14 protein-coding genes are annotated in these 13,255 nt (G+C 55.1%); 4 read left to right on the top strand and 10 right to left on the bottom strand.

Annotated features, from left to right (window positions below; translation table 11 throughout):
- Window positions 1–44 precede the first annotated feature (44 nt).
- From rlmC to nfsA, 9 genes are all read right to left on the bottom strand, one after another.
- Complete coding sequence (gene rlmC, locus AM410_RS23260; protein WP_044858516.1) at window positions 45–1,172, bottom strand: 23S rRNA (uracil(747)-C(5))-methyltransferase RlmC; 1,128 nt, start codon at window positions 1,170–1,172, stop codon at window positions 45–47.
- Between the two features lie 40 nt (window positions 1,173–1,212).
- Window positions 1,213–1,686, bottom strand: a complete 474-nt coding sequence (locus tag AM410_RS23265) for a YbjO family protein (protein ID WP_014169315.1) — start codon at window positions 1,684–1,686, stop codon at window positions 1,213–1,215.
- Window positions 1,687–1,751: 65 nt separating this feature from the next.
- Window positions 1,752–2,597 (bottom strand): putrescine ABC transporter permease PotI, encoded by an 846-nt coding sequence (gene potI / locus AM410_RS23270; protein ID WP_020884869.1) that lies wholly within the window; start codon window positions 2,595–2,597, stop codon window positions 1,752–1,754.
- Complete coding sequence (potH, locus tag AM410_RS23275; protein WP_014169313.1) at window positions 2,594–3,547, bottom strand: putrescine ABC transporter permease PotH; 954 nt, start codon at window positions 3,545–3,547, stop codon at window positions 2,594–2,596. The genes potI and potH overlap by 4 nt, the downstream gene beginning before the upstream one ends.
- Window positions 3,548–3,557: 10 nt before the next feature.
- Window positions 3,558–4,691, bottom strand: coding sequence for a putrescine ABC transporter ATP-binding subunit PotG (gene potG, locus AM410_RS23280; protein ID WP_020884870.1), 1,134 nt, complete (start codon window positions 4,689–4,691; stop codon window positions 3,558–3,560).
- Window positions 4,692–4,834: 143 nt separating this feature from the next.
- A complete protein-coding gene (potF, locus tag AM410_RS23285) occupies window positions 4,835–5,947 on the bottom strand; it encodes a spermidine/putrescine ABC transporter substrate-binding protein PotF (RefSeq protein ID WP_014169310.1) in 1,113 nt (370 codons plus the stop codon).
- A gap of 351 nt (window positions 5,948–6,298) precedes the next feature.
- Window positions 6,299–6,775, bottom strand: coding sequence for a YbjN domain-containing protein (locus AM410_RS23295; protein WP_073395816.1), 477 nt, complete (start codon window positions 6,773–6,775; stop codon window positions 6,299–6,301).
- 63 nt (window positions 6,776–6,838) lie between these two features.
- Window positions 6,839–7,741 (bottom strand): 30S ribosomal protein S6--L-glutamate ligase, encoded by a 903-nt coding sequence (gene rimK / locus AM410_RS23300; RefSeq protein WP_020884872.1) that lies wholly within the window; start codon window positions 7,739–7,741, stop codon window positions 6,839–6,841.
- A gap of 69 nt (window positions 7,742–7,810) precedes the next feature.
- A complete protein-coding gene (gene nfsA, locus AM410_RS23305) occupies window positions 7,811–8,533 on the bottom strand; it encodes a nitroreductase NfsA (protein ID WP_025204598.1) in 723 nt (240 codons plus the stop codon).
- Between the two features lie 182 nt (window positions 8,534–8,715).
- On the opposite strand from nfsA, the gene AM410_RS23310 reads away from it, so the two are divergent.
- Window positions 8,716–8,985 carry a GrxA family glutaredoxin gene (locus tag AM410_RS23310; protein WP_014169305.1) on the top strand — a complete coding sequence of 90 codons (270 nt, stop codon included), beginning with the start codon at window positions 8,716–8,718 and terminating at the stop codon, window positions 8,983–8,985.
- Between the two features lie 30 nt (window positions 8,986–9,015).
- Here the strand turns inward: AM410_RS23310 and AM410_RS23315 are convergent, their stop codons facing one another.
- Window positions 9,016–9,390: an inner membrane protein YbjM gene (locus AM410_RS23315; RefSeq protein WP_032677760.1), complete on the bottom strand. Its 375-nt coding sequence runs from the start codon at window positions 9,388–9,390 to the stop codon at window positions 9,016–9,018.
- A gap of 273 nt (window positions 9,391–9,663) precedes the next feature.
- Between AM410_RS23315 and AM410_RS23320 the strand changes: the two genes are divergently transcribed.
- The 3 genes from AM410_RS23320 (at window position 9,664) to AM410_RS23330 (ending at window position 13,246) form a co-directional block, all read left to right on the top strand.
- On the top strand, window positions 9,664–11,349 hold the full coding sequence (locus AM410_RS23320; RefSeq protein WP_014169303.1) for an aspartate:alanine antiporter: 1,686 nt from the start codon (window positions 9,664–9,666) through the stop codon (window positions 11,347–11,349).
- Window positions 11,350–11,599: 250 nt separating this feature from the next.
- Window positions 11,600–11,920 (top strand): metalloregulator ArsR/SmtB family transcription factor, encoded by a 321-nt coding sequence (locus AM410_RS23325; protein ID WP_040017017.1) that lies wholly within the window; start codon window positions 11,600–11,602, stop codon window positions 11,918–11,920.
- A 36-nt stretch (window positions 11,921–11,956) separates the two neighbouring features.
- Window positions 11,957–13,246, top strand: a complete 1,290-nt coding sequence (locus AM410_RS23330) for an arsenic transporter (protein ID WP_073395815.1) — start codon at window positions 11,957–11,959, stop codon at window positions 13,244–13,246.
- Window positions 13,247–13,255: the final 9 nt, after the last annotated feature.

Genomic DNA, 13,255 nt, shown 5'->3' on the forward strand with positions numbered 1-13,255 from the left:
ATAAGCTTACCTGATTTCGCAGGCGGACAGAGTTCACATTTTGTTTAAGATTTAACGAGTAGCGTCAGGACTTCATAATGCGCGGTATGCGGGAACATATCGAACAGCTGGACGCGTTCAATGCGGTAGCCCGGCAGCGTCGCGATATCTTTTGCCATCGTCTGCGCGTTGCAGCTGGAGTAGACGATGTAGTCCGGTGCCATCTGGCTCAGATAGTCGCACAGCGCTTTCCCGATGCCCCGGCGCGGCGGGTTCACCAGCACCAGTTCAGGCACATTGTCCTGCCCCGTCGCGAACTGCGTGGAGTCCAGCGCCTGGAAGTGCAGCCGGGTCAACCCAAGCTCTGCAGCAGACTGTCTGGCACAGGCAATCGCTTCGGCGGAGATCTCAATCCCGGTAAGCTGCATGTCTGGCGTGGCGCAGTGCAGACCGAAGCCGCCCACCCCGCAGAACAGATCCCACATATGATGGATATTTAACGCCCGCACCCAGTCACGGGCAGTGGCATAAAGCGCACTCGCGACGGTCGGGTTGGTCTGGAAGAAGCTTTGCGGACGGATCCACAGCGGTACATCGTTGAACGTTTCTGCCAGCGCATGCTGTTCGGTGAAGAAGATCTCCCGCTCCCCTTCCATGATAGCCATATGCACCGGCTGAATATTCGCAGTGATAACGGTTAACTGCGGAAGCTGTTGCTGAAGCCATGGCAACGCCGCGCGAAGCTGCTCCACCTTGGCTTCTGAGCGCAGAACAAAGCGCAGCATCATGCTGCCGTCTACCTGGCTTTCGGTAAGAAGAAGGTATTTCAGCTCGCCGCGCTTGCGGGCAACGTTATAGGGCGTTAATCCGGCACGGGCAATAAACGGTTTGAGCGCAGCAAAGACCGGGGCGAACGAGGCGGGATAAAGCGGACAGTCGGTTAAATCTTCAGGCGTACCCTCGCGATGCAACATGCCCAGCAGCGGTTTTTCAACGCTGCCGCTCACCACCATTTTGGCTTTATTACGAAAGCCCTGCTCCGGCCCGCTGACAGGTGCGCACCATTCGCCCACGGCATGGTCTGCCAGCAGGTGTTGCAGATCGGCCATTTTGGCGGTGAGTTGCTGAGAAACCGGCTGTTCTATCCACTGACAGGAGCGGCAGCGACCGGCGTCATAGAGTGCGCACTGCATATCAAAACCTTAAGAATCACGAGGGCTGCGATTATACACATTATTGCAGCTGGAAGAACCGCCGACTGGAAGCAGGCACGAACAGGAAGAACAGCACCAGCATATCCGGGAGTTTTTGCAAAAACAGCGCGTGCAAAATCTCGCGTTTTGATCCACCCGCAATGCTGAACAGTTCCGGATAGCCATACCCCAGCGAGGCGGCCCACAGATAGCTTGCCGCCGTAATTTGCGTCAGCAAATAGACCCAGCGTGCCCAGTTGCGTCCTCTGACCAGCGAAAATGCGCAGTAAATCTCGATAAACACCAGTACCAGGCTGCTCAAAAAGACCAGCGTCAGGTTCCACGTCTGTACGCTGCGGTGAATGAATTCAGCCATACCGCGCACACCCAGGGTGTTAAGGATCATCAGCACATCAAGACAGCGGATCATAATAATAGCGAGCGCCGCCACCTGCACCAGTGCAGGAACGTTTGGACGAGCGTGCGTAAGACGTGATTTTTTTAATAATCCCAATGTTTTACTTCCCTGAAAAACAGTGCCGCGTCATGCGCGGCACATCACTGGAAATTTTAAATCCTTCAGCCGCGTCTTGCACGCTGGATATCACGCACACGTTGTTTTTCCGCGCGCGCCATCAAATACCAGGCGATAAATCCGACAATTCCGACCACCCCGAGGATGATCGAGGCCAGGGCGTTAATCTCCGGATTGACCCCCATGCGTACGCTGGAGAAGACCAGCATAGGCAGCGTCGTCGCGCCCGGTCCTGAGACAAAGCTGGCGATAACCAGATCGTCGAGCGACAGCGTAAACGCCAGCAGCCAGCCGGAGATCACCGCCGGCATAATCATCGGCAACGTGATGATGAAGAAGACCTTCAGCGGCGTCGCACCGAGATCCATCGCCGCCTCTTCAATGGAGCGGTCCAGCTCGCGCAAACGCGAAGAGATAACCACCGCCACGTACGCGGTACAGAAGGTGACGTGCGCCAGCCAGATGGTGAGCATCCCGCGATCTGCCGGCCAGCCAATGGCATGCGCCAGGGCCACGAACAGCAGCAACAGCGCCAGACCGGTGATAACGTCTGGCATAACCAGTGGCGCGGTAATCATAAAGGCAAAGCCGTTCGACCCCCGAAAACGCCCGAAGCGCACCATCACCAGCGCGGCGATGGTCCCCAGCACGGAGGCCATCGTGGCCGCCAGCGCGGCGATGGTCAGGCTCAGCCCCACCGCGCTCATCATCGCGTCATCATGGAACAATTCGCCGTACCAGCGCGTCGACCAGCCGGCCCATACCGTTACCAGTTTGGAGCTGTTGAACGAGTAGATCACCAACATCAACATGGGTGCATACAGGAAAGTAAAGCCAATCACCAGGATGGCAATTCGCCACGGGGAGCGCACTACCGGTAAGTTGTTCATCCGTGGTCTCCCATCTGTTTCTGCTGATGTTTGTGGAACCACATGATCGGTACGATCAGCAGGAGCAACATCACGATCGCCACCGCAGACGCCACAGGCCAGTCGCGGTTATTAAAGAATTCCTGCCACAGCACACGCCCAATCATGATGCTGTCCGGGCCACCGAGCAGTTCCGGGATCACAAACTCCCCTACCGCCGGGATAAAGACCAGCATCGACCCGGCAATAATGCCGCCCCGGGTCAACGGAACGATAACGCTGAAGAAGGTTTTAAGCGGACGGGCACCAAGGTCAAGCGATGCTTCCACCAGCGAATAATCGATACGCGTCAGCGCCGTATAAATTGGCAGCACCATAAACGGCAGATAGGCGTAAACAATCCCGATATAGACCGCGAGATTGGTATGAAGGATTGTCAGGGGCTGATCGATAACCCCAAGCCACATCAGGAAGTTATTCAGCACGCCGTTGTTTTTCAGGATCCCCATCCACGCGTAGACGCGGATCAGGAACGAGGTCCATGACGGCAGGATCACCAGCAACAGCAAAATGTTGCGCGTCGAGGATTTACTGTGCGCCACGGCCCATGCCAGCGGATAACCCAGCAGCAGACAGCAGATCGTCGAGATCGCCGCCACCTGCAACGACTGCAGATATGCTTCGAAATAGAGCGGATCTTCCGTCAACTGCAGGAAATTGCCGAGGTTAAGGGTCAGCGTCAGCTGTCCGTCAGCCCAGTCCAGCAGGTTGGTATAGGGCGGGATCGCCCGCGCCATTTCCGCCAGGCTTATCTTAAAAACAATCAGGAACGGCAGCAGGAACAGCAGGATCAGCCACACGTAAGGCATGGCAATCACCAGCTTGCGTCCGTGATTCATCTGCATGCGCGCCAGCCAGTGCGCGAAGCCACCCGGTTTTTCAACGCGGGCTGGAGGTTCTAACGTACTCATTGTCCGCTCCTTATACCGTCAGCACTACACAACTGTCCGCATCCCAGCACAGGCGTACTTCGTCGCCCCAGGTCGGCTGTCCCTTGCGATAACGATGTTCGTTCTGCAACTGGGCGCTGAGCATCTGCCCGCTTTTCAGACGCACATGGTAGATGGAGAGGTCGCCCAGGTAAGCAATGTGCACCACTTCCCCGACGGCGAAGTTAAAGCCATCGGCAGGCGGATCTTCGCACAGCATGATCTTCTCCGGGCGGAGCGCGACATACACCGGCACGTTATCCACCACCGAGCTATCCGGATCGACCTTAAGCGGATGCTGCAGCCCCGGCGACTCGATCACCAGACCGTCATCCTCGCGCGATTTCAGCAGCCCTTCGAAGACGTTGACCGACCCGATGAACTCCGCGCTGTAGCGGGTGGTCGGATGCTCATAAATCTCTTCCGGCTCGCCAATCTGTACGAACTTACCGCGGTTCATGATCGCAATACGCCCGGCCATGGTCATCGCCTCTTCCTGGTCGTGGGTAACCATCACGCAGGTCACCCCCACGCGCTCAAGGATATCCACCACTTCCAGCTGCATACGGTCACGCAATTTTTTATCCAGGGCGCCCATCGGTTCATCGAGCAGCAGCAGCTTTGGCCGTTTCGCCAGGCTTCTGGCCAGCGCCACGCGCTGACGCTGGCCACCAGAGAGCTGATGCGGTTTACGCTTCGCGAACTCCTGCATGTGCACCAGGCTGAGCATCTCTGCCACGCGGGCGGTGATTTCGGCTTTCGGCAGTTTGTCCTGCTTAAGACCAAAGGCGATATTCTGCTCCACCGTCATATGGGGGAAGAGCGCGTAAGACTGGAACATCATGTTTATCGGGCGCTGATACGGCGGCACGCGGGAGAGATCGACACCATCCAGCATGATTTGCCCGGCGGTAGGCTGTTCAAAACCGGCCAGCATACGCAGCAGGGTCGATTTACCGCAGCCAGATGCGCCCAGAAGGGCAAAAATTTCACCTTTGTAGATAGTCAGGCTGACGTCGTCCACGGCATGCTGACCATCGAAAGATTTGGTGAGGTTACGAATTTCAAGAAGCGGGGTCAGCGCTTTACGGACTTTCGCCTGCGGGCGGGGGATCGCGTCATTCACGGGGTGCTCTCCGGCAGAAATCAAAACTGGTGCAAACGCACCATCAGGGTGCGCATCGTCGGGCGGCGCTCACGCCAGCCCGACCGACGGGTTTAGCAGGCCCGGTGAGCGTTTTCGCCACCGGGCAACCGTACCGGTCGCCGTTATTTACCGCTTTTCACTTTGGTCCACGCACGGGTACGCACGCGGTCAATTTTTGGATCCTGAACTTTCAGGGTGAACAGCTTGGCAAACACATCCGCCGGCGGATAGATAGCCGGGTTATTGCGGATCTCTTCGCTGACCAGCGGCACAGAGGCCTTGTTGCCATTAGCGTAGTAGACGTGATCGCTGATATGCGCGATGACTTCCGGACGCATCAGGTAGTTAAGGAACTGGTAAGCTTCGTCTTTGTTTTTCGCGTCAGCCGGCATGGCGAAGACATCGAAGAACGCCAGCGCGCCCTCTTTCGGAATGAAGTAGGAAACATTTACGCCGTTTTTGGCTTCTTTGGCGCGGTTAGCTGCCTGCCATACGTCCCCTGCCCAGCCAATCGCCACGCAGATGTCGCCGTTTGCCAGGTCGTTGATGTACTGCGAGGAGTGGAAGTAACGAATGTTCGGACGCAGCTTCAGCAGCAGATCGGTTGCCGGGCCGGTGTAATCATCGGCCTTGCTGCTGTTAGGATCTTTGCCCAGGTAGTTCAGCACGGTGGCGAAAATCTCTTCTGGCGCATCCAGGAAAGAGACGCCGCAGCTTTTCAGCTTCTCAAGGTTTTCCGGCTTCAGCACCACGTCCCAGCTGTCGAGTTTGACATCTTTACCCAGCACCGCTTTGACTTTATCGACGTTATAGCCAATACCGGTTGTCGCCCACAGATACGGCATCGCGTATTTGTTGTCCGGGTCATGCTTGGCGACCAGCTTAAGCACTTCCGGATCGAGGTTTTTCCAGTTCGGTAATTTGCTCTTATCGAGCGGCTGGAAAACACCTGCCGTCAGCTGACGCTCAAGGAAGCTTGCGGAGGGTACCACCAGGTCAAAACCGGTACTGCCCGCCATCAGTTTCCCTTCCAGCACTTCGTTGGAATCGAAAACGTCATAGACCACTTTAATGCCGGTCTCTTTTTCGAAATTAGCGACGGTATCCGGCGCGATATAGTCAGACCAGTTATAAACGTGCAGCGTTTTTTGTTCCGCAGCGAGCGTGCCGGCAGAGACGGCCATCAGAGCACCCGCAACCAGACCCGATAACCATTTTTTATTCAAGGCGATCATATCGTTATTCCTTCTGAAAGCTCGTTAACAAACGAACTAAAACTGTGCAATCTGAAGATATGCAATAATCATGCATAGTTTGTCGCTCTGCACGAAATAAAAAGAAACCTCTTTACCCGGCAGGATCCGCTCGCTTTTTTAAGCATCGCAAGAATAACTGTAGCCCGTGTCTCCGGCTATAGCCCAGACGAAAAAACGCCTTTTATCAATTTTTTATGCAGGTTATGTCTACGTGATAAGCCGAAATGGCGTTTGGGGAGGTGAAAAATTCTTTAAAGAAAGGTTAAAAGCAGCAGAAAAAATGGCGTTATGCAGCCGCTATGGCAGCGACTGCGCAAAAGTCAGACAGGCTTAGTGAAGAAAATTGGGAGATGCATCATTATTCTCTGCATCATCTTCCGCGCTATACAGCAAATGGTGCGCATTCGCTTCCATCATTACCATCGAAATTTGCTCTTCACTCAAACGCATAAACCAGGAGAACTGCTTGAAAGAGAGGCCGGCACCGGAGAATAAAGACTGGCAAACGACCAGTTTTGGCAGATTATCATCCTGTATATCGAGAAATGCTTTCACCGTCAAAGAACTGGCGTTGATGGCCGACAGGTCAGAGGCCAATGCCAGCAGCGCAGACGGTTTCACTTCGGCCAGCGCAGAGAAGAGGATTACGTCGTTAATGAGATCGATTTTGGCATCGAAAATACCATCGAAATTTTGCATATGAGGCAAATGCAGCGCCTGGCAGGAATCACATTCAAAGAAAGTGATACCGGCATCATCGAGCCATTGACGTAACGTATCCAGTGTTGGAACGAACTGTAAATCCATCGCTGTGCAGCCTCTTTATTAAAAACTTCGCATAGAGTACGCAAAAAGTGCGCTGTAATCCATTTAACCGCCCGTTTTCAGACAGTAGCCCGGCGTTGCGTGGCGCTCGACCCATGAGATCATTTTACCCGCAATATCGACCCCGGTGGTTTTTTCCACCCCTTCCAGTCCCGGTGAGGCATTCACCTCCATCACCAGCGGCCCGCGCGTCGCCCGCAGTAAATCAACACCCGCCACATCCAGCCCCAGCGTTTGCGCCGCTTTCACGGCAATCTCACGCTCGCGATCGCTGATATCCGCGACTCTCGCCACGCCGCCACGGTGCAGATTAGAGCGGAAGTCGCCCTCTTTTGCCTGACGTTCAATGGCCGCAACCACCTCGTTACCGACAACAAAACAGCGAATGTCGCGCCCTTTGGCTTCTTCAATGTACTCCTGCACCAGAATATGGGCATTCAGCCCACGAAAGGCATCAATCACGCTTTCCGCCGCCTGCCGCGTTTCGGCCAGCACCACACCAATGCCCTGAGTGCCTTCCACCAGCTTGATCACTAGCGGCGCGCCACCCACCATATCGATTAAATCGCTGGTGTCGTCCGGTGAATGCGCTATGCCGGTAACCGGAAGATCGATTCCCTGCCGGGCAAGCAGTTGCAGCGAACGGAGCTTATCGCGGGCGCGAGATATCGCAACGGATTCATTGAGCGGATAGCTGCCCAGCATCTCAAACTGGCGCAACGCGGCCGTGCCGTAATAGGTTATCTGGGAACCGATGCGGGGGATAACCGCATCAAAATGCGGGAGCTTGCGGCCTTTGTAATGAATCGATGAGGCAGCAGGATCAATGTTCATATAGCAGGACATCGGATCGAGGATCTCAACCTGATGCCCCCGTTTTGCCGCCGCTTCTCGCAGGCGTTTACATGAATAGAGCGTTCCATCCCGGGACAAAATGGCAATTTTCACCCTGCACCTCTCTAAAGACATGGAAAAAGCCTGCGTATCATACACGCAGGCAGGCGCAGGATGAATGGGCTATCGTGTCGCCCAGCCCTGTTTGTGCAGATAGTCGAGTATAAACGGGCGATTCTCTTTAATGATGGTGCGACGAATGTGGTCACTCCAGGTATCGCGACGGTTATTGCTGTCGCGCGTCATGTAGTAGTGCGCCAGCTCTTCATCGTATTGCGCCAGCACATCCTGATCGACAGGCTGGTAGTGGTTTTCATGCACCAGCATCGCCGCAGGCAGGCGCGGCTTGAGGTCCGGGTTATCCGCAGGCCAGCCAAGGCACAGGCCAAACAGGGGCAGAACATGTTTTGGCAGCTTCAGCAGTTCGGTAACGCTTTCGATATTGTTACGCAGCCCGCCGATGTACACGCCGCCCAGCCCCAGCGATTCCGCCGCCGTGAAGGCGTTTTGCGCCATCAGCGCGGTGTCCACGACGCCCAGCAGCAGCTGTTCGGCAAGGCCAAGCTCGGCTTGCGGGCAGATCTGCAGATGGCGGTTAAAATCGGCGCAGAACACCCAGAACTCGGCTGCCTGTGCCACATGCTTCTGTCCACCGGTGAGGGTCACCAGTTGTTCACGCATTGCCGGGTCGGTAATGCGAATAATGGAGCTGCACTGCAGGAAGCTGGAGCTGGATGTCGCCCTTGCACTGTCAATAATGGCTTCACGCTGCGCCGGCGTTATCGGCTCGTCGGTGAAGTGGCGAATTGAACGATGGGAACGTAGCAGGTCTATGGTTGGCGTCATCTTGTCTCTCTTTGTCTTGCGTGAATCATATCGCAGCCAGTATAGGCAATGATGCGCGCGATGTAATTGGCGAAACATAGCTGAGAGGTATTATAACGACAGGCGAAACCTTCTTTAATGACGGCAGGTTATCGGGCACTATAGACTCATTCGCCGTCAGGCTTGTTTTCGAGGAGAGAGAAATGTTTGCAGTAATTTTTGGTCGTCCAGGGTGCCCTTACTGTGTGCGCGCGAAAGAGCTGGCTGAGAAACTGACCGAAGAGCGTGATGATTTTAACTTCCGTTATGTTGATATCCACGCGGAAGGGATCAGCAAAGCCGATCTGGAAAAAACCGTGGGTAAACCGGTTGAAACCGTACCGCAGATTTTCCTCGATCAGAAACACATCGGCGGTTGCACAGACTTTGAAGCATACGCTAAAGAGCATCTGGGCCTGTTTGCCGCTCAGTAATGCTAAGACGCCCTCACCCTGAGGGCGTTTTTATTTGTGGTGTCTGCGCCGGGCCAACATGCTGTGAACAAACAAAAAGCATAGCGCTCCCAGTGCGCACCAGAAGACGCCACTCAGCAACCACGCCAGCTCCTGCCAGAAACTTCGCGTTGAAATATACAGTGACCGCATCAGCAGCAGACACAGCGGCGCTGCAAGTATTGCGCCCAGTAACGGTTTCACCACTTCCCCCCGGCGGGAGAGAAAACTGGCAGCAGCCCCTGGCAGGGTGAAAAAGAGCAGCCCCAGCTCGGGATGACCCGACGCCCTGAACGCCCCCTTCACATTAAAAGCGAGGGACATGCAAACGACAATGAACAGCAAAAAGCAGCTGATCACCCCCGCCCAGTTTCGTTTAATGTTCAAACTATCCTCCTGACTTATCTCTATCAAATACACTTTCGTCGGGTAGACGCCCAGTCAGATAAAGCAATGCGGCAATCCTTGCCAAAGTACACACAGGGTGAAGCGATAATAGGTGGCTGTCAGTAGCTAATACGATTAAACTAACCGCCAGCTAATGTTTTAGGGAATAAAGCTGGAAACAGGGAGCGTTAAAGCCTTTCCCTGACCCAGAAAACAGTAGCCCAAAAAGTCCTTTCATTCAACAACTTACTGGTAAACAAGAAGTTAGCCTCCGTGAATATAAACGTCGCAGACTTGTTAAATGGGAATTACATCCTGTTATTATTTGTGGTACTGGCGCTGGGCCTTTGCCTGGGTAAATTGCGCCTTGGTTCGGTTCAACTTGGTAATTCCATTGGCGTTTTAGTCGTCTCACTATTATTAGGCCAGCAGCATTTCAGCATTAACACGGACGCGCTCAACTTAGGTTTTATGCTGTTTATTTTTTGTGTTGGTGTGGAAGCCGGGCCCAACTTTTTTTCAATTTTCTTCCGCGACGGCAAAAATTATCTGATGCTGGCGCTGGTCATGGTCGGCAGCGCGCTGCTGATCGCCTTAGGGCTGGGTAAACTGTTTGGCTGGGATATCGGGCTAACGGCCGGTATGCTCGCCGGCTCGATGACCTCCACGCCGGTGCTGGTGGGTGCAGGCGATACCCTGCGCCACTCCGGCATGGCCGGTGCGCAACTCTCTACCGCGCTCGACCATCTGAGCCTGGGCTATGCCCTGACCTATCTGATTGGTCTGGTGAGCCTGATTGTGGGCGCCCGCTACCTGCCAAAACTGCAGCACCAGGATTTGCAGACCAGCGCTCAGCAAATTGCCCGAGAACGCGGTCTGGACACCGACAGCAAGCGTAAAGTCTATCTGCCCGTGATTCGCGCCTACCGCGTTGGGCCCGAGCTGGTTGCATGGGCGGACGGGAAAAACCTCCGCGAGCTGGGGATTTACCGCCAGACAGGCTGCTATATCGAACGTATTCGCCGTAACGGCATTCTGGCAAACCCGGACGGCGACGCCGTGCTGCAGATGGGCGATGACATTGCCCTGGTTGGTTACCCGGATGCCCACGCCCGCCTCGACCCGAGCTTCCGCAACGGTAAAGAGGTGTTTGACCGCGATCTGCTCGATATGCGTATCGTCACCGAAGAGATTGTGGTGAAAAACCATAACGCCGTCGGCCGTCGTCTGGCGCAGCTGAAGCTGACCGATCATGGTTGCTTCCTCAACCGCGTGATCCGCAGCCAGATTGAGATGCCAATTGACGACAACGTCGTGCTGAACAAAGGCGACGTTCTGCAGGTCAGCGGCGATGCGCGACGCGTGAAAACCGTTGCGGACCGCATCGGCTTTATCTCTATTCACAGCCAGGTCACCGACCTGCTGGCCTTCTGCGCCTTCTTTATCGTTGGCCTGATGATCGGGATGATCACCTTCCAGTTCAGCAACTTTAGCTTTGGCATCGGTAACGCTGCCGGGCTGCTGTTCGCCGGCATCATGCTGGGCTTCCTGCGAGCGAACCACCCGACCTTCGGCTACATTCCGCAGGGTGCGCTCAATATGGTGAAAGAGTTTGGTCTGATGGTCTTTATGGCGGGTGTCGGCTTAAGCGCCGGTAGCGGCATTGGCCACAGCCTGGGTGCTGTTGGCTGGCAGATGTTGGTTTCCGGACTTATCGTCAGCCTGGTACCGGTAGTGATTTGCTTCCTGTTCGGTGCTTATGTGCTTCGCATGAACCGCGCCCTGCTCTTCGGGGCAATGATGGGGGCCCGTACCTGCGCCCCGGCAATGGAAATTATCAGTGATACCGCACGCAGCAATATTCCTGCGCTGGGCTATGCGGGCACCTACGCTATCGCTAACGTACTGCTTACGCTGGCGGGTACGCTGATCATCATCATCTGGCCTGGACTCGGATAACTCTTAAGTTCTGCGCACGACGAAAAAATTTTCGTTACGCGCAGAACTTTTTTATCAGGGGGCAGTCATAACTATTGCCACTGCTTTTCTTTGATGTCCCCAATTTGTGGAGCCCATCAACCCCGCCGTTTTGGTTCAAGGTTGATGGGTTTTTTGTTGCCTGAAATTCCCCTCTTCAACATTCCGCCTTCCCTCTTTCCACCCAAACATATATGCTTAACCATATATATAACCAACCGCAGGAAAGCCGATGCTACATCCGGTCCAACTTTTCAAAGCCCTCTCCGACGAGACCCGCCTGTCCATCGTCATGCTTCTGCGCGAAGCCGGGGAACTGTGCGTCTGCGATCTCTGTTCCGCCACGGCTGAATCACAGCCCAAGGTATCGCGCCATATGGCGCTGCTGCGTGAATCCGGGCTGGTGAGCGATCGCCGGGAGGGGAAATGGGTTTATTACCGTTTGTCCCCCACTATGCCGGCATGGGCTGCCACCGTGATTGAGAACAGCTGGAATTGCTTGCGGGAAGAGACCCGCGCAAAGCTGAAAAACCGTCTTCCGGGCGCGTGTTAAAACACATTCATAAAAACAGATATAACGGAGTTCACGATGTTTCTGGCTGGGGCAATTTTTCTGTTTACACTGGTGCTGGTCATCTGGCAGCCCAGAGGGTTAAGTATCGGCTGGAGCGCCACGATGGGTGCTGTACTGGCGCTGGTCAGCGGCGTGATCCACATTAACGATATTCCGGTGGTGTGGAATATTGTCTGGAACGCGACGGCCGCGTTTATCGCCGTCATCATCATCAGCCTGCTGCTTGATGAGTCCGGATTTTTCGAGTGGGCGGCGCTGCACGTGGCCCGCTGGGGTAATGGCAAGGGCCGGTTGCTGTTTACGTATATCGTTCTGCTGGGTGCGGCCGTTGCGGCGCTTTTTGCCAACGACGGCGCGGCGCTTATCCTCACGCCCATCGTTATCGCCATGCTGCTGGCCCTCGGGTTCAGCAAGCAGGCCACGCTGGCGTTTGTCATGGCGGCTGGATTTATCGCCGACACTGCCAGCCTGCCGCTGATCGTTTCGAACCTGGTCAATATCGTATCGGCAGACTTCTTCTCGCTGGGGTTCAGCGAATACGCCTCGGTGATGATCCCCGTGGATCTCGCCGCGATTGCGGCCACGCTGGTGATGCTGCACCTGTTCTTTCGAAAGGACATTCCACCGGCATACGACCTGTCAAAACTCCGCGAGCCTTCCCGCGCGATCAACGATCTTCCAACCTTCAGAACGGGCTGGATTGTTCTGTTACTGCTCCTTGTCGGGTTCTTTGTACTTGAACCGCTCGGCATTCCGGTCAGTGCTATCGCGACAGCAGGCGCGTTGATTTTGTTTGCCGTTGCAAAGCGCGGGCATGCCATTAATACGGGAAAAGTGCTTCGTGGCGCACCGTGGCAGATCGTTATCTTCTCGCTGGGGATGTACCTGGTGGTGTATGGCCTGCGCAATGCCGGGCTGACGGAGTATCTGTCAGGGGTACTCAATCTCCTCGCCGGACATGGCCTGTGGGCCACCACGCTCGGTACCGGGTTCATCACGGCGTTCCTGTCATCCATAATGAACAATATGCCGACCGTCCTGATTGGGGCACTCTCTGTCGATGGCAGCACGGCATCGGGTGTGATTAAGGACGCGATGATTTATGCCAACGTCATTGGCTGCGACCTGGGTCCGAAGATCACGCCTATCGGCAGCCTGGCCACCCTGCTCTGGCTCCATGTCCTGGCGCAGAAAAACATGACGATCACCTGGGGCTATTATTTCCGGACAGGCATCATCATGACGTTGCCGGTTCTGTTTGTGACGCTCGCCGCGCTGGCGTTACGTCTCTCCTTCACACTGTAATGAGTAACG

Source organism: Enterobacter cloacae complex sp. FDA-CDC-AR_0164 (genome assembly GCF_003071645.1).
Taxonomy (GTDB): domain Bacteria; phylum Pseudomonadota; class Gammaproteobacteria; order Enterobacterales; family Enterobacteriaceae; genus Enterobacter; species Enterobacter ludwigii.

Excerpts from the sequence above, each read along its gene's own strand:
- rlmC (WP_044858516.1), bottom strand. The coding sequence starts at position 1,172 with ATGCAGTGCGCACTCTATGACGCCGGTCGCTGCCGCTCCTGTCAGTGG.
- potI (WP_020884869.1), bottom strand. The coding sequence starts at position 2,597 with ATGAACAACTTACCGGTAGTGCGCTCCCCGTGGCGAATTGCCATCCTG.
- potH (WP_014169313.1), bottom strand. The coding sequence starts at position 3,547 with ATGAGTACGTTAGAACCTCCAGCCCGCGTTGAAAAACCGGGTGGCTTC.
- potF (WP_014169310.1), bottom strand. The coding sequence starts at position 5,947 with ATGATCGCCTTGAATAAAAAATGGTTATCGGGTCTGGTTGCGGGTGCT.
- AM410_RS23295 (WP_073395816.1), bottom strand. The coding sequence starts at position 6,775 with ATGGATTTACAGTTCGTTCCAACACTGGATACGTTACGTCAATGGCTC.
- nfsA (WP_025204598.1), bottom strand. The coding sequence starts at position 8,533 with ATGACGCCAACCATAGACCTGCTACGTTCCCATCGTTCAATTCGCCAC.
- AM410_RS23310 (WP_014169305.1), top strand. The coding sequence starts at position 8,716 with ATGTTTGCAGTAATTTTTGGTCGTCCAGGGTGCCCTTACTGTGTGCGC.
- AM410_RS23325 (WP_040017017.1), top strand. The coding sequence starts at position 11,600 with ATGCTACATCCGGTCCAACTTTTCAAAGCCCTCTCCGACGAGACCCGC.
- AM410_RS23330 (WP_073395815.1), top strand. The coding sequence starts at position 11,957 with ATGTTTCTGGCTGGGGCAATTTTTCTGTTTACACTGGTGCTGGTCATC.